The organism is Caballeronia sp. AZ10_KS36 (genome assembly GCF_023631105.1).
Classification (GTDB): Bacteria; Pseudomonadota; Gammaproteobacteria; order Burkholderiales; family Burkholderiaceae; genus Caballeronia.
The window spans coordinates 85,366-105,525 of sequence record NZ_JALQDQ010000009.1; the positions used below are offsets into that span (position 1 = coordinate 85,366).

The 20,160-nt window shown below is 61.1% G+C and carries 25 protein-coding genes; 22 read left to right on the plus strand and 3 right to left on the minus strand.

Annotation, left to right across the window (positions count from 1 at the left end):
• Positions 1 to 9: 9 nt before the first annotated feature.
• From NCR35_RS05660 to NCR35_RS05685, 6 genes are all read left to right on the plus strand, one after another.
• Entirely contained in the window at positions 10 to 243 is a 234-nt protein-coding gene (locus NCR35_RS05660; protein WP_250533542.1) for a DUF2635 domain-containing protein, read from the plus strand.
• On the plus strand, positions 240 to 1,718 hold the full coding sequence (locus tag NCR35_RS05665) for a phage tail sheath subtilisin-like domain-containing protein (protein WP_250533543.1): 1,479 nt from the start codon (positions 240 to 242) through the stop codon (positions 1,716 to 1,718). Before NCR35_RS05660 ends, NCR35_RS05665 begins: the two co-directional genes overlap by 4 nt.
• Before the next feature lie 61 nt (positions 1,719 to 1,779).
• Positions 1,780 to 2,148 carry a phage tail tube protein gene (locus NCR35_RS05670; protein WP_250533545.1) on the plus strand — a complete coding sequence of 123 codons (369 nt, stop codon included), beginning with the start codon at positions 1,780 to 1,782 and terminating at the stop codon, positions 2,146 to 2,148.
• Between the two features lie 3 nt (positions 2,149 to 2,151).
• On the plus strand, positions 2,152 to 2,715 hold the full coding sequence (locus tag NCR35_RS05675; RefSeq protein ID WP_250533546.1) for a phage tail assembly protein: 564 nt from the start codon (positions 2,152 to 2,154) through the stop codon (positions 2,713 to 2,715).
• 160 nt (positions 2,716 to 2,875) lie between these two features.
• Complete coding sequence (locus tag NCR35_RS29985) at positions 2,876 to 4,831, plus strand: lytic transglycosylase domain-containing protein (RefSeq protein WP_250533548.1); 1,956 nt, start codon at positions 2,876 to 2,878, stop codon at positions 4,829 to 4,831.
• Positions 4,828 to 6,249: a DNA circularization protein gene (locus tag NCR35_RS05685; RefSeq protein WP_250533549.1), complete on the plus strand. Its 1,422-nt coding sequence runs from the start codon at positions 4,828 to 4,830 to the stop codon at positions 6,247 to 6,249. The genes NCR35_RS29985 and NCR35_RS05685 overlap by 4 nt, the downstream gene beginning before the upstream one ends.
• Here the strand turns inward: NCR35_RS05685 and NCR35_RS05690 are convergent.
• On the minus strand, positions 6,241 to 6,678 hold the full coding sequence (locus tag NCR35_RS05690) for a hypothetical protein (protein WP_250533551.1): 438 nt from the start codon (positions 6,676 to 6,678) through the stop codon (positions 6,241 to 6,243). The genes NCR35_RS05685 and NCR35_RS05690 overlap by 9 nt on opposite strands.
• Positions 6,679 to 6,688: 10 nt before the next feature.
• Here NCR35_RS05690 and NCR35_RS05695 point away from each other — a divergent pair, with 10 nt between their 5' ends.
• From NCR35_RS05695 to NCR35_RS05770, 16 genes are all read left to right on the plus strand, one after another.
• Positions 6,689 to 7,756 carry a phage baseplate assembly protein gene (locus tag NCR35_RS05695; RefSeq protein ID WP_250533553.1) on the plus strand — a complete coding sequence of 356 codons (1,068 nt, stop codon included), beginning with the start codon at positions 6,689 to 6,691 and terminating at the stop codon, positions 7,754 to 7,756.
• An 18-nt stretch (positions 7,757 to 7,774) separates the two neighbouring features.
• Positions 7,775 to 8,323 carry a phage baseplate assembly protein V gene (locus NCR35_RS05700; protein WP_250533554.1) on the plus strand — a complete coding sequence of 183 codons (549 nt, stop codon included), beginning with the start codon at positions 7,775 to 7,777 and terminating at the stop codon, positions 8,321 to 8,323.
• 3 nt (positions 8,324 to 8,326) lie between these two features.
• Positions 8,327 to 8,773 carry a phage GP46 family protein gene (locus tag NCR35_RS05705; RefSeq protein WP_250533556.1) on the plus strand — a complete coding sequence of 149 codons (447 nt, stop codon included), beginning with the start codon at positions 8,327 to 8,329 and terminating at the stop codon, positions 8,771 to 8,773.
• Between the two features lies 1 nt (position 8,774).
• A complete protein-coding gene (locus tag NCR35_RS05710) occupies positions 8,775 to 9,938 on the plus strand; it encodes a baseplate J/gp47 family protein (protein WP_250533557.1) in 1,164 nt (387 codons plus the stop codon).
• 7 nt (positions 9,939 to 9,945) lie between these two features.
• Positions 9,946 to 10,629: a YmfQ family protein gene (locus NCR35_RS05715; protein WP_250533558.1), complete on the plus strand. Its 684-nt coding sequence runs from the start codon at positions 9,946 to 9,948 to the stop codon at positions 10,627 to 10,629.
• A gap of 24 nt (positions 10,630 to 10,653) precedes the next feature.
• Entirely contained in the window at positions 10,654 to 11,532 is an 879-nt protein-coding gene (locus NCR35_RS05720; protein WP_250533560.1) for a glycine-rich domain-containing protein, read from the plus strand.
• Positions 11,533 to 12,024 carry a tail fiber assembly protein gene (locus tag NCR35_RS05725; protein ID WP_250533561.1) on the plus strand — a complete coding sequence of 164 codons (492 nt, stop codon included), beginning with the start codon at positions 11,533 to 11,535 and terminating at the stop codon, positions 12,022 to 12,024.
• A 76-nt stretch (positions 12,025 to 12,100) separates the two neighbouring features.
• Entirely contained in the window at positions 12,101 to 12,520 is a 420-nt protein-coding gene (locus NCR35_RS05730) for a hypothetical protein (protein WP_250533563.1), read from the plus strand.
• Between the two features lie 85 nt (positions 12,521 to 12,605).
• Complete coding sequence (locus NCR35_RS05735; RefSeq protein WP_250533564.1) at positions 12,606 to 13,067, plus strand: hypothetical protein; 462 nt, start codon at positions 12,606 to 12,608, stop codon at positions 13,065 to 13,067.
• An 80-nt stretch (positions 13,068 to 13,147) separates the two neighbouring features.
• Positions 13,148 to 13,426 (plus strand): DUF7940 domain-containing protein, encoded by a 279-nt coding sequence (locus tag NCR35_RS05740; RefSeq protein WP_250533565.1) that lies wholly within the window; start codon positions 13,148 to 13,150, stop codon positions 13,424 to 13,426.
• A complete protein-coding gene (locus NCR35_RS05745) occupies positions 13,423 to 14,028 on the plus strand; it encodes a lysozyme (protein WP_250533566.1) in 606 nt (201 codons plus the stop codon). Before NCR35_RS05740 ends, NCR35_RS05745 begins: the two co-directional genes overlap by 4 nt.
• Positions 14,025 to 14,327, plus strand: coding sequence for a hypothetical protein (locus NCR35_RS05750; protein ID WP_250533567.1), 303 nt, complete (start codon positions 14,025 to 14,027; stop codon positions 14,325 to 14,327). The genes NCR35_RS05745 and NCR35_RS05750 overlap by 4 nt, the downstream gene beginning before the upstream one ends.
• 210 nt (positions 14,328 to 14,537) lie before the next feature.
• The gene (locus tag NCR35_RS05755) at positions 14,538 to 14,741 is read left to right on the plus strand and encodes a hypothetical protein (RefSeq protein WP_250533568.1); all 204 of its coding nucleotides are present in this window, start codon (positions 14,538 to 14,540) and stop codon (positions 14,739 to 14,741) included.
• A complete protein-coding gene (locus NCR35_RS05760; protein WP_250533569.1) occupies positions 14,738 to 15,244 on the plus strand; it encodes a hypothetical protein in 507 nt (168 codons plus the stop codon). Before NCR35_RS05755 ends, NCR35_RS05760 begins: the two co-directional genes overlap by 4 nt.
• A gap of 75 nt (positions 15,245 to 15,319) precedes the next feature.
• Entirely contained in the window at positions 15,320 to 16,330 is a 1,011-nt protein-coding gene (locus NCR35_RS05765) for a hypothetical protein (RefSeq protein WP_250533570.1), read from the plus strand.
• Between the two features lie 2 nt (positions 16,331 to 16,332).
• Complete coding sequence (locus tag NCR35_RS05770) at positions 16,333 to 17,661, plus strand: hypothetical protein (protein WP_250533571.1); 1,329 nt, start codon at positions 16,333 to 16,335, stop codon at positions 17,659 to 17,661.
• 322 nt (positions 17,662 to 17,983) lie between these two features.
• On the opposite strand, the gene NCR35_RS05775 is transcribed toward NCR35_RS05770, so the two are convergent.
• Both NCR35_RS05775 and NCR35_RS05780 read right to left on the minus strand, forming a co-directional pair.
• The gene (locus NCR35_RS05775; protein ID WP_250533572.1) at positions 17,984 to 18,952 is read right to left on the minus strand and encodes a tyrosine-type recombinase/integrase; all 969 of its coding nucleotides are present in this window, start codon (positions 18,950 to 18,952) and stop codon (positions 17,984 to 17,986) included.
• A gap of 318 nt (positions 18,953 to 19,270) precedes the next feature.
• Positions 19,271 to 20,134, minus strand: a complete 864-nt coding sequence (locus tag NCR35_RS05780; RefSeq protein WP_250533573.1) for an SDR family oxidoreductase — start codon at positions 20,132 to 20,134, stop codon at positions 19,271 to 19,273.
• Positions 20,135 to 20,160 lie beyond the last annotated feature (26 nt).

Below are 20,160 nucleotides of genomic sequence, written 5' to 3' on the forward strand. Positions count from 1 at the left end.
GAGCGACGAATGATCGTCAAACCTGCACCGGGCCTCAAAGTGCGGCATCCGGACACGAAGCAATTCCTGCCGCCCGAAGGCATCGCCGTGCCGGATGGCGACATCTTTTGGACGCGCGTCGCGAATGATGGCGATGTCGAGCTCTCCGAAGGCGATTCGGTCGAGTCGGCACAGCAAGACGCGCTGAAGGATCAACCCGCCGCGCTCGCCGCGCCCGTCGATGAAGAGGCCGACAAGCAATGATTCCGTTCAAAAACGTTCCGCAGAATCTCCGCACGCCGCTGTTCTTTGCTGAACTCGATGCGTCGCACGCGAACACGGCTAGCGCAGCGCAGCGCGCGCTGCTCATCGGGCCGATGCTTTCTTCCGGCATTGCGGCACCGAACGTACCGTTGATCTCGTCGGGCGTGGGTGACGCAGGCGTGCAAGCCGGCGTGAACTCCGTGCTGGCGCTGATGACGTCTGCCTACCGCGCGAACGACCAGTTCGGCGAGTTGTGGTATCTGCCGGTGCAGGACGCCGCCGGCGCGACAGCGGCAAGTGGATCGATCGCCTTCACGTCGGCTCCGACGGCGAACGGCACGATCTCGCTATACATCGCGGGCCAGCTTGTCACGGTGCCGGTGACGGCCGGCATGACGACCGCGCAAGTGGCAACGGCGGTGGCAGCAGCGATCAACCTGATTCCGGCGATGCCGGCGACGGCCGCGGCAGCGACGAGCACCGTCACGCTGACCGCCGACAACAAGGGGCTGGTCGGCAACGACATCGACATTCGGTTTAACTACGGCGGAACCGCTGCTGGCGAGGCCCTGCCCGTTGGCCTCGCGGCGACGATCACGGCTATGTCGGGCGGCGCGACGAACCCGACGCTGACGACGGCTCTCGGCAATCTTCTCGATCAGCCGTTCGACTTCATCGCGTGCGCATTCGCCGACACGGCGTCGCTCGACGCGCTCAAGGCCTTCTTGAACGACTCGACGGGGCGCTGGAGCTGGCAATACCAGGTCTACGGTCACGTGTTTGCCGCATACCGGTCGACATGGGCGGGTTTGACGACCTTCGGCACCGCTCGTAACAACCAGCATGAAACTGTGATGGGTTTCTACGATTCGCCGACGCCCGCGTGGCAATGGGCGGCGGCGCTCGCCGGCGCCACTGCTGTGAGCGTTCGCGCAGATCCGGGCGTGCCGATGCAGACGGTCGTGCTGCAAGGCATTCAAGCACCGCCGTTGCAATCGCGATTCAATCTGAGCCAGCGCAACACGCTGCTCTACGACGGCATTTCGACGTTCACCGTCGCTGCCGACGGCACGGTCGCAATCGAGAATGAGATCACGACGTATCAGACGAACGCGTACGGTCAGCCGGACAACAGCTATCTCGAAATCGAGACGATGTTCCAGCTGATGTACGTGCTGCGTCGCATGAACACGATGGTCACGACGAAATACGCGCGCGTGAAGCTCGCGGCCGACGGCACGCGCTTCGCGCCGGGCTCGAACATCGTGACGCCGGCAGTGATCCGGGCCGACCTCATCGCGCTCTATCAGGAGATGGAGTACGACGGCTTCGTGCAAAACAGCGACGCTTTCGCACAAGCGCTCATCGTGCAGCAGAACGCGCAGAACCCGAACCGGGTCGACGTGCTCTGGCCTGGCACGCTGGTTGATCAGTTGCGCATCTTCGCGCTGCTCGCGCAGTTCCGCCTGCAGTAACGGCCCAGCAACGGTTTGCGCCACCTTCGGGTGGCGTTTTAATTTCTAGGGAGAGCCAGCGATGGCCAACACGCAAAACCGGATCGCCGGGACCGCTTACCTGACCGCCGACGGTCAGTCGTTGTCCGTTGCGGGCGATTTCGAATACAACCCCAGCAAGGTCACGCGCTCGACGCTCGCCGGCCAGAGCGGTGTCGACGGCTATAGCGAGAAGCCGCGCGCGGGTCAAATCAAGGCGACGCTTCGCGATATGGCGGGTCTCTCGCTGGCGGCGCTTAATGCGATGACGAACGTGACGATCGTCGTCGAACTCGCGAACGGCAAGGTCATCATCGGCCGGAACATGTGGACGGTGGACGACCAGAGCGCGAAAGCCGAAGACGGCACGGTGCCGGTCACGTGGGAAGGCCCGTCGGTCACGGAGAACTGATCGATGAGCGACTCGAAAGTCATTCAGCTGCGCAAGCCAGTGACCGTCGGTAAGGACGATGCCGCACGCACCTTCGATTCGATTTCGCTGCGCGAGCCGCGCGCGGGCGAGTTCGAATCGGCAGAGAAGATGGCGATGAAATGCGGCTACGACGTCGCGCTTGTGTCGCTCGTGTCCGGAGTGCCGGTCGATGCCGTCGACCTGATGGGTGTGACAGTCGTCGATGAGGCCATGGACTACTTCGCGACGTTCGCACCCGAAGGCATGGGCGAAGAGTTCGTCAGTGAAGACGAGTTCCGCCTAGAGCTGCGCGCGCCGGCGAAGGTCGGTGACGGCGATGACGCGCCGAGCTATGCCGCGCTCAACCTGTCGGAGCCGACCAACCTGCAGCGCCGCAAGGCAGGTCAGGCGGGCGGCGCATGGGCCACCGTCATTTCTCTCGTGTCGCGAAACGCTGGCGTGCCCGTGGCGGCAGTTCGATCGATGTGCGCGCGAGACTTCCTCGAGGCGGCGAAGTACTTCAAGGGTTTTCAGGGGCGCCACAAGGCGACGTCGGACAACGACTGATCGCTGAAGTGGCGCTGATCCCTCAGGGATGGGAAGAGTGCATTGAGGATCTCGGCCATGTAATGGGCTGGGATCCAGATGCAGCCTGGAACATGACGTGGACCGAGACGCTGCGGCGCGTGAAGCACGCGCAGCGAATACATAGAAGCAAGGGGTAACGGTGGCGAACCAGTTCCAGATTGTCATCTCGGCAGTCGACAACGCGACGGCCACCGTCCGCAAGGTCAATAACTCCTTCGCCACACTGATGGCCCCGGTAACGGACCTCGGCAAATCGCTTTCCGCGTTCGGGAAGGAATCTGGCCTCGACAAGATCGGCAAGTCGCTGGTGAGCCTTGGCCGCTCTGCGGTCGACACGGCGCGCAGCATTTTGTCGATTCATCCCGCGCTTGCGGCCCTATTGAGCGTGGGGAGCGTGGCGAGTATTGCTTCTCTGGCTACTGGTTGGGGGCGCGCCGGACAAGAGATCTCGCGCACGTCTCTTCTCGTCGGGACGTCGACAGGAAAGTTGCAAGCCTATCGCGGGGCTGCAAAGCTCGCGGGGTTGTCCAGTGAAGACATGAGCACTGGCTTGCAAAACCTGGGGGACACCTTCCAGGGGGCGATGTTCGGCCGCGCGCCCGAGGCGCTCGCGATCATGAGCGCCTACGGCGTATCGATGCACAAGTTGAAGGATGGCTCCGTCGACACAACTCAAGCTTTGAAGGATGTCGCGACGATCATTCAGCGCAACTTTGCAGCTGGCGGAAACATTGAAGGCGCACGTAAGATCGCGCAAGCATTCAACATTGAGCCGTTGCTGCTGATGTTGGTGAAAGGTCCTGAATACATCGAGCAGATGGTCGAAGAGGCCAAAAAGCTTGGGTTCGTGATGGGCCCGGAGCAGATCAAGAACGCCGAGCAGTACGCGAAGAACATCTCGATGATGGATCTAGCGGTGGACGGCCTGAAGAACAGTGTCGGCAATGCGCTGATTCCGGTGCTTGAGCCGCTGATCGTCGAACTGAGCGGCTGGGTTTCGCAGAATCGAGAACTGGTCGCGACGCGCGTCAGCGACTTCGTGCGCGACTTGAGCAACTACCTGCGCGGCATCGATTGGAAGGCGATTACGGGCGGCGTTGAGAAGTTCGTGCAGAACGCGAACGATGCGGCGCAGGCGGTAGGTGGATGGAAGGTGGTGCTGATCGGTCTGGCCGGCATCAAATTGGCTGGAATCATCGCTGACGTCTACTCGCTGGCCGCCGGCATCACGAAGCTGACTTTCGCGGGGAATGCTCTGACCGGCGGAGCACTGTTTAAGGCGCTCGGCGCACTCGGGTTGTTTTTCCACAGCAAAGACCTGAACGCGGGAGAAGGCGCTCAACTGTCCGACATCCGGCAGCGCGAGGAGGCGTTTGCTGATGCGGGCATCGACCCGAGCACCTACGATTTCAACGGTCCAGCGAACCGCGGCGGCCGCGGTGCGCCGGACGAGCAGCCCGGTGCGATCATGCAAATGCCAGACGATGGCAGCATGAGCATTCAGGAGATTCCAGCCGGTGTAGTTGGCGCCGACTCGACATCTCTTTTCGCCGCGCTCGAGCGAAAAGAAGGTTTGAAGCCTGGCACGCTAGATAAGTACTGGTTCGCCGAATCGTCGCGCGGCTTAAACATGCGCTCACCCGCCGGAGCAAAAGGGCATTTCGGTTTCATGGATCCGACGGCCAAGCAATTCGGTGTTACGAACCCTGATGACCTTGCTAACTCGGCGGCGGGTGCAGCACGGTTCCTTCACTATCTGTACGGCAAATATGGCGATGACGACCGGCGTGTCGCGGCCGCATACAACTGGGGCGAGGGAAACGTCGATCGAAGGGGGCTCGGTGCCGCGCCTGCGGAAACACAGGCCTATATGGACAAGATCGCGCCGTCGATCTATGGGAACCGTACGCCGGCCGCGATCGCCGAAGGTGGTGCGAACGGCGCACTCGCGAACGGCGCAATGGCCGGCGGCGGTACGGTGAAGGTGGACATCAATCTGCGCGGTGCGCCGCGCGGCACGACGACCCAGGTCAGTTCGTCTGGGAACGTCGAGCCGCGCGTCGGCACGCGTGAGGCAGCAGGAGGAGTGTTATGAGCATCGCGAGCGGCGCTGGAGCCGTGCTAGGCGCATCGTCGGGCATCCAGAATCTGGCGCATTCGCTCGCAGCGCGCCTAGGCGGTTCGGCGCAGACGTATTTCCAACAGCTCAACGTTGCAAAGTTTCGTGGTGTCCGGTTCGTGTCGCTCGGCGGCGCATCGACGTTCGGACGTCGTGTTGATGTCCACGAATACCCGTATCGAGACAAGCCATGGGCTGAGGATCTCGGGCGCGCCACCCGGCACTTTGCGATCTCTGGCTATCTAGTCGGCGACGACGTCATTCAGCAGCGCGACACGATGATCGCTGCGTGCGAGCTCGACGGCGTCGCTACCTTGATGCACCCGACGTTCGGCGAGTTGGACGTCACTCTGCTGCAATTCCGCACGATCGAGCGATGGGATAAAGGCCGGTATTTCGAGCTTGAGTTCGAGTTCGTCGAGTCTGGCCAGAAAGTCTTCCCGTCATCTTTCTCGGGCACAAGCAACGCACTTCTCGCGGCGGTGCTTGGCGCCAATGCTGCGGCGGCGTTGGATTTTGCAGCTAACGCGCTCGAAAATCTGTCTTTGGGGGCGGCGGTGCTAGGCGCGGTGGTGGACACTGCCGTCGGCTGGTACACCGCTGCGAAGAACATCGTCGTTGATGCCCGGAACATGTTCCGACTGCTGGTGAATCTTCCTGGCGACTTCGGACGGTTCGCCGGCAGCTCATCGGTACCGGCGTTCAGCACGACTGGAGAGGTTTCGAACTCCCAAAACACCGTGGCGTCGCTGACGGCACAGTCGGTCGCGAATCGCGCAGCAGTAGATGCTGCTGGATCAGCTCTGTCGAGTGCCGCAAGCGCTCTCAGCATGGCGAGCGGTGACGCCTTTGCTGCTGCGGCGGCGAACATGGCGTCAGCCGTTCTCGCCGCAGCGGCGGCGCCGGATGACGCGATTCGGCTCCTGATCTCCTTGTCGAGCTTCGCTAGCAGCGGTCAGACGACGTCGTCAGCGATCGGGGCGGCAATGTCCACGGTGCAATCCGCATCCACGGACCTATTTCGCCGGTCATGCATTGCGGCGGTTGCTCAGGCGTCGTCGGAATATCAGCCGACGTCAAGCGACGACGCAGCAGCGATGCGAGACACGGTGACGGCACTCATTGACTCGGAAATAGAGATCGCGGGCGACCAGGGTGAGGACAACACCTATGGGGCCATGAAGACGCTGCGCGCGGCGGTCGTGGCCGACCTGAACGCGCGCGGCGGCGCACTGGCTGCGATCAAGACGTTTCAGTTTGCAGGAAGCCTGCCATCGCTGGCGCTGGCGAACCGGATGTACCGTGATGCCACGCGCGCGGACGAGCTCGTCGAGGAAGCTGATCCGATCCATCCCGCGTTTATGCCGCTGTCGTTCAAGGCGCTGTCAGTTTAGAGCCCGCTGGATCGTCGTCATCTTCCCGTTGACGCACTTGGTGACGACCTCGACGCGCTTGATGTAGACGCGTCCCTGCGCATCTGTGACTGCGTGCTGCATGACGCCGCCTGTCGGCCATTGGCAGGTCGGTTCAGTCGTATTGCCTTGGGCGTCAAGGACTGGCGCGACATCGTGGCCATCGAATTGATAGTAAGTGGGGAAGCCAGTTTGCCCTTCTGTGGCGACAGGCTTTCCGCCTACAGTCTTCGCACCACGCTGCCAGTTAGACGCCTCAAAGCGAAATCCCTTTGGAAAATCTTTGCATCCGTCTTCGGGATACATGCCGCAGGCGTGTGTACTTTCGGCTGTAACTTCATAGACCGGATTGGCGTGAGATGTTTCGACGCTAAAAGCGAGCGCGGCTGCCAGCAGAATTCTTGTTTTCATGGGGTCATCCTTGATCGACGATCTGAGCCTGGATTTGAATAGTATCCGAGTGTCGGGTTGGACACGAATCCGCGTTACGAGGGGTATTCAACGTCTCACATCTGATTTCGACATCGAACTGACAGATATTGAGCCTGACACGCTGAATCAGATCATCGCGATTCCTGGTGAACCGTGCTCGGTCCTGCTTGGATCTGATGAAGTCGTGACTGGCTACATCGACGCCGTCAGCCCTTCAATCTCGACGACGAAACATTCGATTCGGGTGCGAGGAAGGGGCAAATGCCAAGATCTCGTGGACTGTTCGGCCGACTGGCCATCTGGACAGATTTCGGCGTCGAATCTGTTACAGCTAGCGAAGAAGTTAGCCAGTCCCTACCATATTCTTGTGACCAGCGATGGCAACGACGGGCCGCAGATACCGCTTTTCAGTATCTGCGTCGGTGAAACGGCCAACGACATCTTGGAGCGTGTGGCTCGATATGCCGGTGTTTTGCTGTACGAGCTAACAGACGGGAATCTATTCATTGGCCGTGCTGGCGGTGGCTTGATGTCGTCCGGCGTGGCGCAGGGCGTCAACGTTGAGAGCGCGGTATTCGAGTGGTCCGCAGATCAACGATACAGCGAAATCTCGGCGTTCCAGCAGACGATGATGACCGCTGGTGACTACGGTGCCAACATCGGACCAGTGGCGACGGCCGAAGATAAGACGGTTCTTCGACCTCGCAAGCTGTTTTTTCAAAGCGAGCAGATCATCTCCGGCTTCGAGCTCGCGAAAGCACGCGTGGCGTGGGAGCAATCACGCCGCGCGGGCCAGTCGCAAGTTGTGCACGTGACCGTTGATAGTTGGCGTGACGCGGCGGGGACGCTCTGGGAGCCGAATGCGCAGCTGCGGGTTGATCTGCCGATCTTGAAGATTCCGGAAGGCACCATGATGCTGATCGCCGAGGTGACATATAGGCGCGACGAGAACGGCACGCACGCGGATCTGGTGTTGATGCCGCCGAGTGCCTTCACGCCTGAGCCGATCATTCTGCAAAACATCGCACCAGACACGGTGCTGGGCGCAACTCAATAGACCATGTCGGAAAACCTAATGCATTCCCTGCGGCGATTGTCGCAGAGGGTGATGTCGGCGCTCGCGCGCGCGACCATTTCGCTGGTCGATGACTCGGGCAAGGTGCAACTGATCCAAGTCGTCGCGAGCGCGATGCAGACGATCGATAAGGTGCCGCGGTTCGCAGAGTACGGCATGACCTCGAACCCGCCGGCGAACTCCGAGGCGATCGTGCTTTTCGTCGCCGGAGATCGTTCTAATGGCGTGGTGATCGCGACGGGAAACGCCCAGTACCGAGTTACCGGTCTCGCGAGCGGCGAGGTTTGTGTGCATGACAACACGGGGCAGAAGGTCTATCTCTCCAAGTCCGGTATGGTGCTCGACGGTGGAGGAAAACCAGTCACGATCACGAACACGCCGGAGATCGATGCAGACACGCCAATGCTGAAGTGCAAAGGCGACATCCTCGACAACTATCAGACCAACACACGTACCGTCGCTGGGATGCGTGCCATTGCGAATGCGCACGTACATAGCGGCGTGCAGCGCGGCAGCGGAAACACTGACGGCCCGACAACATTGGAGTGATGCATGTCCGACATCCGGATTGTCTGGGACGTCGCGAGTAGTCGCGGCGATTGGAAGCAACTCGGACCCGATCTTCTGACCGGTTACGACCTGCAGACCTCCGTCCTTCTCAGCCTCTTCACAGACCGAATCGCGCGGACCGACGATGTTATCCCCGATGGATCCGGCGACCCGCGCGGATGGTGGGGCGACTTCGGTGAGGAAAAGCCGATCGGATCACGGCTATGGTTGCTCGATCGATCGAAACAGACTCAGCAGGTGTTGAGCAACGCGCGCGATTACATCATCGAGGCGCTTCAATGGCTTGTTGACGACGGCGTGGTAGCTGGAATGGATGTGCAGACGGAATGGACTCGCGCCACGTTTCTTGGTGCGCAGATCGTGCTTTATCAACCGGCCGGCCCGGGCGTCACGTTGACGTTCGAATGGGCATGGCAACAGCTATCCTGACATGCCATTCGCGAGAAAAACACTTTCCACTCTCATCGCAGAGGTGGCGGCCGACATCAATTCGGCTTTGCAAGGTGCCGATGCCACGCTGCGTTTCACCGTGCTGAAAGTCATCGGCAAGGTGCAGGCGGGCTTGTCGAATGCGCAGTTCGGTTTCCTCGATTGGATCGCGAAGCAAGCGGTGCCATTCACCGCGACGGACGAATATCTAGAGGGCTGGGCGGCGCTCAAGAGCGTCTATCGAAAGGCGGCATCGCAGGCGCAATTGACTGCATCATTCCAGGGAACCCCGGGAACCGTCCTTAGTGCGGGCTCTCAGGTCGTGCGTGGTGACGGCGCAACGTACACGACAGCGGCCACGGCAACCGTCGGCAGTGGCGGGTCGCTCGCCGTGACGATCATTGCGACGACAGCGGGCACGGCGGGAAACGCCGACGCGGGCACGGCAATGAATCTTGGCACTGCCGTAGCAGGTCTTCAGTCGACGGGCGTCGTGACTGGCACAGTGCAATCGGGATCCGACATCGAGACAAACGATGCTCTGCGTACGCGCATGCTCGCCGCCTATCAGAACACTCCTCAAGGGGGAGACCGGCAGGATTATGTCGGCTGGGCGACGGACGTTGCTGGCGTGACTCGCGCGTGGGTCGCACCGAACGGGTTCGGAGCGGGGACGGTCGTCATCTATACCATGTGGGATGTGGCCGAAGCTTCACATAACGGTTTTCCCCAAGGAACGAACGGGGTATCGCAGTACGACGAAGGGCCCGGCGGCGCGCCGCGCGGGACGGTGGCGACCGGCGATCAACTCGTTGTCGCTGACTCGATCATCAATCAGCAGCCGGTTACCGCTCTGGTCTACTCGTGCGCACCAGTCCCGAACAATCTCACCTTCACACTGTCAGGATTGACGAGCGCGACGACGGCAACCCGTGCCGCGATCTCTGCGGCTATCTCCGACGTGTTCTTCCGGAACGGCGATCCCCGCTCGGGAACAATCAATCGATCTGACATCGAGTCCGCGATCGCGTCTGTCTCGGGAACCAGTGGATTCGTCATCACGCTCGTGCAAGGAGTTGTCGGAGGCACCACGACAACCTATCCGGGGAACATCACCGGTGGAGTGGGGCAGCTGCCGGTTCTGGCCGGCGTGAACTACGTCTGAGGTATCAATGCTCGCACCGAACTATAAAGCGGCCGATTTCCTTGCCGCGATGCAGGCATTGCTTCCACGCGGGAGAGTCTGGCCTCGCGATCCAGACTCGGTTCAGACGAAGACCCTTTCAGGATTGACGCCGTGCTACGAGCGTCAGACCGCGCGCGCAAATTATTTGCTGGTCGACGCATTCCCGTCGACAACTTATGAGCTTCTTCCTGAATGGGAAGAGACGCTTGGCTTGCCAGACCCTTGTGCAGGTCCTGCGCCAAGTTTGGCGCAACGGCGTGCTCAAGTCATCGCGCGCTTCACCGCCGTCGGCGGCGCGTCGATACCGCAGATCGTTGCTTTTGCTGCATCTCTAGGGTACGCGATCTCGATCACACAGTTCGTGCCCGCGCGTGTGGGGCAACTTCGGGCTGGGCAAGCAGACAACGGGGTGGCTTGGGCGTTCGCATGGCAGATCAACGCGCCGGCTAACACCATCGTGCGTGCTCGGGCTGGCTCATCAGTCGCGGGTGACCCGTTAGCGTCATGGGGAAACTCTGTCCTCGAATGTGAGATCCGCGCCGTTATGCCGGCACACACGGTACCGATCTTCTCTTATGGCGGTGGCGCCACCGTCGCGGGATCTGTTCTAACTTCCGACGGAACCATGGTCATCACAAGCGACGGGACGCCAGTCGTCACCGCGTCATAGCACTTTAAGAATCCACGAGGTCACATGTTTCGAATCGACGATGCAACCGCTGCGTCTAGCCTGCCCACGCCTGAAGCGGCCGGTACGGAAGGCTACTGGACGGAGGGCAACCCAGCGACAGGAACTCCCGCAACACTGGTGCGCGCCTCGTTCCTCAACATGGTTCAGGAAGAGCTTCGCGCCATCGTTGTGGCCGGAGGATTAACGCCGAGCAAGACGGCATACAACCAGGTGCTGTCTGCGATTAAGGCGTTGACGAACGGGAAACTTCTCAACGTTCAGACGTTCACCTCGAATGGCACGTACACGCCCACTGCGGGAACCAAGTTTGTCATCGTCGAAGTTCTTGGCGGTGCTGGATCGGGCGGCGGATGTGCCGCCACCGGTGCGTCCCAGATCTCCGTAGGCTCTGGTGGCTGTGCTGGGGCATATGCCAAGGCGCTCATTACGAGCGGGTTCTCCGGTGTTGCGGTTACTGTCGGTGTCGGCGGAGCGCCGGCAAGCGGATTTGCGAGCAACCCTGGCACTGCATCGTCGTTCGGTTCGCTTGTGTCGTGCCCCGGAGGCCTGGGCGGAACATCGGCGGGCCCCACGACACCTCCATGGTTTACAGGCGTGAACACCAGTGCTGCGCCAACAGGCGGCAACATAACCGGGGCGGCCGGTGCCTCGGGCGGTATTTCGGTGGCTCTTTCTACGACGGCCGGCTACGGCGCTGCGGGTGGCTCGTCGCCTTTCGGGGGCGGCGGTGGACCCGGCGTTATCAACGTTGCGGGACTCCCTTCGCCGAGTCAAGGTGCAGGCGGCGGCGGTTCAATGCTCGGCCCAAGCCAATCGGCTATAGCTGGCGGTCGTGGAGGGAATGGGGTCGTCATCGTTTACGAATTCGGAGCGGCAACTTAAATGAGCACTTACGCTTACATCGACGACAACGTGGTTCGCGAAATCATCACTCCTGTCGTCTGGCCTCAACCGGACGAATCTGCCAAAGATTCGGTGGACCCCGATACCTGGGCAGCATGGGTCGCCAGAACCGGACAGGAAATCGCTATCGCCGATCGTTACACACCAGAGTTCGTCGCGCAGTGCGTCGACATCGGCAACATCAACCCGGTGCCGCAAGTCGGTTGGGTCTATGACGGCTCGACGTTCGGGCCCGCGCCGGTGATAGGACCGACGCCGGAGCAGATCGCGGCTAATAACACGGCGATGCGCGATAACCTACTTGGTATCGCGGCGCTCGCGATTGCGCCGCTGCAGGATGCGGTGGATATCGACGAGGCAACTGACGCGGAGACAACGCTGCTGAAGCAGTGGAAGCAATACCGCGTCGCCGTCAGTCGAGTAGACCTGACGCAAGCGAGTCCAGTCTGGCCGACCGCACCAGCTAACTGAAGCCGGATCCAATAGCCGCCCATAGAGGCGGCTTTTTTTATGCCCGGATGACCGGCAAAAGTACGAGGTGTGCCAGATGTCGGAATTCTGGAACGAGGGCGTCAAGTCGATAGTGACGGCACTCGGCAGTGTGGGGACGTTCTGGGTCGGAGGCCGCATGTGGCGGCAGATCGACCGGCGACGCCAGGCCGAAAGCGAAGGCGAGGCGCGCATCACCGCAGCAGATTCAGCGGGACAGGTCGAGGCCATCGCGCGCTTCGAGCGGCTCGCGACTCTTGCCGAAGAGCGCGCCGGCCGCGCCGAAGCGCGCGAGCTTCTCGCGGTGCAGCGTGCCGACCGAGCAGAAGAGTTAATGCGGTCTGCGGAGCAACGGGCCGATGAGGCGAACCGGCGCGCGTTACGCGCAGAGTCAGAAGTCCTAGAACTGAAGACGCGGATCGAGCGCCTTGAAGCGACGGTCGGTAACCGGAGGGGTTCAGATGTCTCGAGTTCGTGATTGGCGTTGGTGGGTGGTCGGCTTTTGCATCATCGTTGGTCTATTCGGCGTGGCGGCTGTAGGTTACTTCGTGGGGCAGTGGGGCATGTCCGTCGAGCGTTCCAGTTGGCAAACGGAGCGCGCGGGGTATATCAAGCGCTTCCCGGAGGTTCGCGCCGAGACGCGGAACGCCTGTGTCGCCGAATACGAAGGCAAAGTGCAGCAGCTCCAACAGTTGAACGAGCAGAGCGCGCAGTCGCTGGCCGACCTCAAGAAGCAGATGGACGATACACACGAGCTCGCTGCGTACACGCTTCGCTTTCTCGGGGACCGCGCAAGAATCAATGATCAGCGCACGGCCGCAATGCTGAAGCAATCCAAGGTAGCCGCGGCGGCGGCCGTGGACGCGAAGCAGACCGTGGAGAAGGTCGACCAGAAGGTCAACGTCGCCGTCGTTAAAGCGGACGAGGCGGCAAGCGCGGTGAAGTCTGTCGGCAAGAAGCTGGAAACCGCAACACATCCGACGGCAGCTGTCCCGCCGACGCCTTGGGCCGGCAACCGCCGATAGCCCTCTCGTTATCGAAATACCGATAACGGAAAAAGTCACCCATCTATTTCAAATACGCGCAGCCCGCGCGAGGAGAAGTCATGTCTATTCGATTTGAACTGGTCGGAAAAGCGCGCACCGTGCTGCTGAAGTCGTGGGCCTCGCGCTTCGGCATGCTGGCGACGTTCTTCGGCGCGCTCGCGCAGTTCCAAGATCAGTTACCGATGATTCAGGCGTTCGTGCCGAAGAACGTGTTTGGGTTGCTGACGATCGCGTGTTCGGTCGCGGTGCCGCTGGCTCGCATCGTGAAGCAGTACGAGCTGCGCGAGGCGACCGCTGCGGCTAATCCTCAGCCGGTGGCGCCGGCCGTATCGCAATGAACTGGCTCGACACGTTAGTCGCCATGTTCTGGCGACAAAAGCCTCCGCCGCCGCTTCGCGCGGCGCCAACGCCGTCGATCTCGCCAAGCAAGCCACCCGCCGCTGCTACGCCGCCGCTCGAAGAGACAGTCGAGACGCCGGCCGTCGCCAATCCGGCGTGGTATGCGCTCTGTGAACCGCTAGTCAAGGCGTCTGAGGGCTGCGAGCTTGTAGCCTATCCGGACCCGGCGAGCGGCGGCGATCCGTGGACGTGCGGCTATGGCGCGACCGGTAAAGGCATCGGGCGCGGCACGGTTTGGACGCAAGAGCAAGCGGACACTCGCTTGACGGCGGACCTGTTGCGCTTCGGCGCGGCCGTCGATGGACTTGTCAAGGTTCCCTTGACTGCTCAGCAGAAAGCCGCGCTGGTGGACTTCTCGTTCAACGTCGGCACCGGCAGTCTCTCGACCTCGACGCTGCTCAAGCTGCTCAACACCGGTGATTACGACGGCGCAGCCGAGCAGTTCACGCGTTGGAATATCGCCGCCGGAAAAGTCATGCCGGGGCTTGTGAAGCGCCGCGCGCGAGAACGCAGTCTCTTCCTAACAGGGGTTTGGTCATGACTCTCATCGTTACTTTCCTCATCGCCCACGCCGTGACTATCCTCTCGGCACTGTTCGGAGCCGGGGGTCTCGCCTTCGGCTTTTTTCGTCATCAGCAGGCGTCGAAGGTCGAAGCAAAGGCTGCCGCAACTGTTGCAGCGAAGCAGAGCCAGGTCGATCAAGCGAATGCTGCGGCGTCTGCGGCCGGCGAACAAGCCGTCGTCAATCGCACGGAGGCTGATCAGCAGGCTGCGGCTGTACCGAGAGAAGACATCGATGCACAGCTCGCCGCAATCGGTGCACTCAGGAGCAACAAATGAAGAGGCCGGCCATCCTTATGTCCTGCGTTCTGGCAATCGCTGGTTGCGCGACGACGCCGACGCCGGAGCCGGTCACCCGCGTGATTGACACTGCATGCGACTGGGTCAGACCTATCACAGCAAGCAGCTCCGACACGTACGAGACGAAGCAACAGATCCTCGCGCACGACCTTGCTTACACGAGAAATTGTCCACAGAAGAAGGACTGAAATGACCATCATCTATACGGACCTGTCGCCGTCCGGGCACATCGATAGCGAGCAACTGCCTTCGTCATATGCCTACAACGGCGACGGAACGCTCGCAACGGAGTCAATCAGCTACGGCGGCGCGACGTGGGTCAAGACCTACGCATACACGAACGTCAACGGCGTGCAGAAACCGTCGGGAAAGCCTGTGTGGGTGAAACAATGAGCCTTGATTACGCCGAGTTCATGCAACTGCTTTCGGTAGCCGGTCTATCGTCAGCCTCCAGCACTACAAAGCGCGACGGCATACCCACATCGACTGTGTCGACCACGCTTAACGCTGACCAGAAGATCAAGCAGATAGTCATCCCCGCGCTAGGGCCTGTTGGCAGGTTCGATCTGGAGGTGCTCTGGGGCTTTTCGAGCGACTCAAACACGAAGACGATCAAGATCACCGACGACGCGACGGGCATCGTCCTTCTACAGTCGACGGGCTTCGCAGCCAGTCAAAGCCTGCGCAGCCTCACGTCGGTCTCGAACCAGAACAACCAAAAGGCTCAGGTCGCCGCCTCGTCAAGCACGGTCTCTGCTTTTGGCACCGGTACGGCACTGCTAAACCTTGCGCTCGACTTCACTGTCGCGCGCACGATCAACATCATCGGCAATATCACCAACGCTGCGTCGACGGTCACTTGCGCTGACTACAAGCTGTCCATTCTGAATCCCTAATCTATCGCTGGAATCCAGCAGCGTTACGAACCCACGCCCGCCTTGCGCGGGCGTTCTCATTTCTAGGCTCCGAACATGGCAAACGCGGGCGGCAAGCAGCTTAAGGACTTCGACGCGGCTGGGACGATTTCAGACTCCGATCTGATATTCGCAGCGCAGGGCGGCCTCGAGAAGAAGATGACGGCCGCGCAGTTGAAGGCGTATCTCGCCGCCAACGCCGGCGTAAGCGTCGCTTCGTCGGCGACGACGTACCAGACGTCTTCATCTGGCACGACCGTTCCCACTGGCACGTGGACCGCCGCCGTTCCGGCTGTGAGCAAGGGCCAGTATCTCTGGTCGCGAGTCATTCTCACGATGACCGATGCGTCGACGGTGACATCGTACTCAGTCGCGTATCAGGGCGCGGACGGCAACCCCGGTAGTTCCGGCGTCGGAGTCGCATCGGCTGCGGTGACGTACCAGACGTCCGCGTCGGGAACTACGGTTCCAACGGGGACATGGTCCGGATCCGTTCCGGCTCTTACGCAGGGGCAGTTTCTGTGGACGCGTACCGTCACGACCTACACGGACGCGAGCACGTCAACGGCTTACTCGGTCGCGTATCAGGGCGCGGACGCCGTGACGAGCAACATCTGGTTCAAACAGACCGGCGTCTCTGTCGCGCATAACGCCGGCGAAGGTCTTTCGACGACGTTCAGTCTGCTGTCACTGGTTATCCCGGCGAACACGATGGGGCCGCAGGGCCTGCTCGAATTCCTGCCGGCCCTGACCATGACGGACACGTCGAACGCGAAGACGATCACGATCGCGATCGGCGGCGTCACGCTCTGGCTGTATTCGAACGGCTCGGGCTCGACGAGCTTCGACAGCTATATCCAGATTCAGAACGCCAATTCGCAGACCGCGAACATGGTGCGCGCGAGTAACAACAATGCGCCGTTTCAGACCGGCATCATCGGCATGCAGCAGACGGCGATCGACTTCACGCAGGATCAGACCCTGACCGTTACCTGCAGCTTCGCGGCGGGCTCGACCGCGAATACGGTGACGCTGAATCACTGGCACGTGCGCGTCTGGAATCAATAATCATGGGCAAGATATTCACGAAGACGGCATACCCGCTTCTGTTGCCCGCGCATGCTTCCGGCACGGCGATCTCGAAAAGCAATTCCCGGCTCATCGACGCGAGCGGGAACGGCTGGTATCTGACGTACGACGGTCGCATCATGCGCAACGGCGCGGCGGCCGGCTATACCAGTCAGGTCGTGATCCTGCTCTACTACAACGGCACGATCTACCAGTCGAACGCGGCGGGTAACTGGTGGTCATGGAGCGGGTCGGCGTGGGTGTCGGTGTCGGGAGATCCGCGCACGAGCGCGCTGCTGCCGTTCTGGGGCATCAATGGTCATTTGACATGGAGCCAACCCGGCTACACGTCGACGAACTGGGGCAACAACGCGACGGCGATTCGCGATCTGGGGACGATGTCGTATCGCAACGGGTACAGCGCGAATTACGACTCGTCGACGGGCGCAATCACGTCGAGCGACGGGAATACGTTCCTGTCGTTCATGAACGCCTATCCCGATATTACGGTCGTCCCGGTCCTGCTGCCACGGTGGGACAAAGCCTACGACAACGCAACCACAGGCACCGAAACGACCGCGTACACGATGGGCTATAACTTGGGCGTCGACGCGGCGACCAAGCTCGGCGGTCGCGTGCCGTATTTCGAGTGCGGCAACGAATTCGAGAACGGCTACGTCAGCAATTCGGGTAACTCCAAGACAGACTACAACAATGCGGCGTTCCTGCGCGCGCGCGGTTCGGTGCGCGGCATGATCGCCGGCATCAAGTCCGTGAATCCGGCATACAAGGTCGGCGGCCCGGCTATCTCGTGGCTCCACTTCGGATTTCTCGACATGCTGTCGGACGGCTCGACGCCTTCCGCGCCGACGACGTACGACTCCACGAAGATCGTTACGTGGGACATTACTGTTCTGCACGTCTACACGCAGAACAGCACGAGCTCGGACAACTTCGAGGCGCTAGTCGGTCAGCCGATCAGCAACGGCATCACGCGCGCCTGCGGCTACGGCAAGCCGCTCGTGATCTCGGAGTACGGCGTCAACACGTACAAGCGGAACACGGACGGCACGTACACGGCGCTCTATCCCGACGAGGCATCGATCTCCGCGGCGCTCACGACGCAGGGGTATCTCCTCGACAAGTGGTACGCGATCCGCAACAGCTACTCGCAGCCGATCCTCAGCTGCATGCTGTACCAGCTCGCCGATGCGGCGTCCGATGGCTCGAACACGAACGAGGTCAATTTCGGCCTGCTCGGCACGGACTCGACCACGAAGAAGGGACGATATACCGCCGTCAAGAACTTCATCGCGGCGCACCCCGTCTAATCCGCGCTTCCGTCTGGCCATGCGGGTTCGTCTTCGAACTTTTCAGTTTTCCCTTGCGGTGGCTCTGTTTCGTCTAGCCCGATCGCGCGGACCCAGAAGGCGCAACCGTTCTCCGGCAGCGCCTTCACCTGTTGGCGGCCTCCATGCAGACACAGCGCATGGAGGCCGTTCGCAAGGTCTCCACCCCAGTGCTCGCATCTGCGGCAGTGGCGCACGCCGGGATCCGATTGGAAGAGGGCCATCACAGTCAGAAGCGCGTGTGCAAGTCGTTGAGTCCGTACTCGCGCTCAAATCACAGCGTGTCGCGATAACGCTGAGAAACTCAGTCAAGCCGCGCCGCCAACTCGGCCGGTGTCTCGTCGTAATAGATCATGAGCGATTGAATGTCTCGGTGACCGATCATTTTAGCGAGCGCTAGGACGTTCAGTTTCCTCGAAAGGCGTGTGCAAGCTTCATGTCGCGAATCGTGGAAATTCAGGTCCGCCATGTGGGGATGAGTTTGCGCCACCTTCTTTCTGACTTTTCGCCACAGAGCATCGACGCTCCCCTGTGAGACCGGAAAGCACCGTTGTTCTCCTGCCACAATCGGAAGGCGATTCCAAAGGGCCAACGCCCGGGCGCTGAGCGGTACATCCCGAGCGTCTCCGTTCTTTGATTTCGGAATATGAACGTAGCGATGCTCGGCATGGACGTTCGGGCGGACAGTCGAGACAATTTCACCCTGCCGCATACCCGTCTCGATGGCGATGAGAAACGCCATCGCCGTGTATTGCTGCGTCGTTTCGATCGCTTTCCCGTCGCTCAAACCCAATGCTGTCGTCATCAAGGTAACGTCAGCGTCAGGGACGCGCCGGCGCCGCGGCGGCGGATCCTTCGGCCGCTTCACGTCGTGGACCGGATTGTCGTGAATCCATTTCCACTCCGTCTTGGCAGCCTCGAACACCGCCGACAGCAAATTCAGGTCGCGATTTACCGTTGAAGATTTGACCTCCTTCAGGCGCGCGTCACGCCATTTGCCGATAGATTCAGGTTTGACGTTCCGGACAGTCTCGCCGACAAATGCCAAGTCGGACTTCAAAAATGCGATTCGAGTGACGTTCCACTCGTGTTTCGCGTGGCTAGGCGAAATCTCGTCGAGGTACTTGTCCATCGCGTCGCCGAGCGTCTTCTGGACCTTTGAATACGCGCGCCGCTTGCCACCAGCAATTTCCGCCTCTAGCTTCGTCGCCCACTCAACGGCCTCCGCCTTCGTGTCAAACGTGGCTGACTCGCGAATGCCTGCCTTAGCCACCTCCGCTCGCCAGCTCGTGCCGCGCTTCCTGTACGTTGCCATGCTTCACCATGCGTTGGCGTAAATTTGGCGTAAAGCATATCCGAAATCTGGTGGCGTTTGATAGTTCTTTGGGGCCGCAAAAGTGCGGCAGCAAACTGCCGACGGCCTTTATGGGAAGGGGTTTGATGAGCTTTGCTGCAACTTTGATATAACCTGCAGAGGAAGTCGTCGATTCCTGTCGGGGGGACCACGATAGCTTCTCAATGCGCGCCGACGCCTCCCTTCATCGGCACCCGTGGGTGCCGATTCGTCCTCGTCGATCAGCAAGCGCGACGCTCAACTCGCCAGTTGCGCGGCGAAGTCGCGGTACGTGTGCAGCGGACGCCCCAGCATGCGCACAAGGCGTTGGACGTCGCCGGCTTCCGGCACCATGCCGTCGCTGACATAGCGCTCGGCCATCAGGCGCATCTCGTAAGCCATCCACTTCGGCATGAAGCCCGCAAGGTTCTGCTCGAATCCGCTCGGATCGTCGCCGCCGTAGGCCACCGGCCGGCCCAGCACGTCGGACCAGATGGACGCCAGCGCGGTGCCCGTCAATGTGTCCGGTCCAACGAGATTGATGACCTCGACGGGAAGATCCGCAGCGGCCTCGTCGCGGCGCAACAGTTCGATGGCCGCGACCTCCGCGATGTCCCGCGTGTCGACCATGGCGACGCCCTTGCTCCCGATCGGCATCGGATAGACGCCGTGATCGACGACGACGTCCTTGATCATCAGTTCGTTGTCGATGAAGTACGCAGGGCGCAGGATCGTCGCGCTGAAACCCATTCGCTCGATCATGCGCTCGGCGCCGGACTTCACCGCGAAGTGCGGCACGTTGACGAACCGCTCCGCGTGCATGACCGACAGATACACCACGCGTTCGACGCCCGACTCGCGCGCGATGTTCAGCGTGATCAGCGCCTGCGTGAACTCGTCGCCCGCGACCGCGTTGAGCAGGAACAGCGTGCGCACGCCGGCGAAGGCCCGGCGAAGCGAATCGATATCGAGCATATCGCCCTGTGCGACCGCCACGTTGCCCGGGAACTGCGCTTTCGATGGATCGCGCACCAGCACGCGCACGTCCGCGTTGCGGCTGACGAGTTGTTCGACGACCTGACGGCCGACGCGGCCGGTGGCACCGGTAACGAGAATAGTCATGGTGGAACTCCTTCAAGTGGTTGGCA

Coding starts and splice junctions, on each gene's coding strand:
- NCR35_RS05660 (WP_250533542.1), top strand. CDS start 10: ATGATCGTCAAACCTGCACCGGGCCTCAAAGTGCGGCATCCGGACACG.
- NCR35_RS05665 (WP_250533543.1), top strand. CDS start 240: ATGATTCCGTTCAAAAACGTTCCGCAGAATCTCCGCACGCCGCTGTTC.
- NCR35_RS05670 (WP_250533545.1), top strand. CDS start 1,780: ATGGCCAACACGCAAAACCGGATCGCCGGGACCGCTTACCTGACCGCC.
- NCR35_RS05675 (WP_250533546.1), top strand. CDS start 2,152: ATGAGCGACTCGAAAGTCATTCAGCTGCGCAAGCCAGTGACCGTCGGT.
- NCR35_RS05685 (WP_250533549.1), top strand. CDS start 4,828: ATGAGCATCGCGAGCGGCGCTGGAGCCGTGCTAGGCGCATCGTCGGGC.
- NCR35_RS05690 (WP_250533551.1), bottom strand. CDS start 6,678: ATGAAAACAAGAATTCTGCTGGCAGCCGCGCTCGCTTTTAGCGTCGAA.
- NCR35_RS05700 (WP_250533554.1), top strand. CDS start 7,775: ATGCATTCCCTGCGGCGATTGTCGCAGAGGGTGATGTCGGCGCTCGCG.
- NCR35_RS05705 (WP_250533556.1), top strand. CDS start 8,327: ATGTCCGACATCCGGATTGTCTGGGACGTCGCGAGTAGTCGCGGCGAT.
- NCR35_RS05710 (WP_250533557.1), top strand. CDS start 8,775: ATGCCATTCGCGAGAAAAACACTTTCCACTCTCATCGCAGAGGTGGCG.
- NCR35_RS05715 (WP_250533558.1), top strand. CDS start 9,946: ATGCTCGCACCGAACTATAAAGCGGCCGATTTCCTTGCCGCGATGCAG.
- NCR35_RS05720 (WP_250533560.1), top strand. CDS start 10,654: ATGTTTCGAATCGACGATGCAACCGCTGCGTCTAGCCTGCCCACGCCT.
- NCR35_RS05725 (WP_250533561.1), top strand. CDS start 11,533: ATGAGCACTTACGCTTACATCGACGACAACGTGGTTCGCGAAATCATC.
- NCR35_RS05730 (WP_250533563.1), top strand. CDS start 12,101: ATGTCGGAATTCTGGAACGAGGGCGTCAAGTCGATAGTGACGGCACTC.
- NCR35_RS05735 (WP_250533564.1), top strand. CDS start 12,606: ATGTCCGTCGAGCGTTCCAGTTGGCAAACGGAGCGCGCGGGGTATATC.
- NCR35_RS05740 (WP_250533565.1), top strand. CDS start 13,148: ATGTCTATTCGATTTGAACTGGTCGGAAAAGCGCGCACCGTGCTGCTG.
- NCR35_RS05745 (WP_250533566.1), top strand. CDS start 13,423: ATGAACTGGCTCGACACGTTAGTCGCCATGTTCTGGCGACAAAAGCCT.
- NCR35_RS05750 (WP_250533567.1), top strand. CDS start 14,025: ATGACTCTCATCGTTACTTTCCTCATCGCCCACGCCGTGACTATCCTC.
- NCR35_RS05755 (WP_250533568.1), top strand. CDS start 14,538: ATGACCATCATCTATACGGACCTGTCGCCGTCCGGGCACATCGATAGC.
- NCR35_RS05760 (WP_250533569.1), top strand. CDS start 14,738: ATGAGCCTTGATTACGCCGAGTTCATGCAACTGCTTTCGGTAGCCGGT.
- NCR35_RS05765 (WP_250533570.1), top strand. CDS start 15,320: ATGGCAAACGCGGGCGGCAAGCAGCTTAAGGACTTCGACGCGGCTGGG.
- NCR35_RS05770 (WP_250533571.1), top strand. CDS start 16,333: ATGGGCAAGATATTCACGAAGACGGCATACCCGCTTCTGTTGCCCGCG.
- NCR35_RS05780 (WP_250533573.1), bottom strand. CDS start 20,134: ATGACTATTCTCGTTACCGGTGCCACCGGCCGCGTCGGCCGTCAGGTC.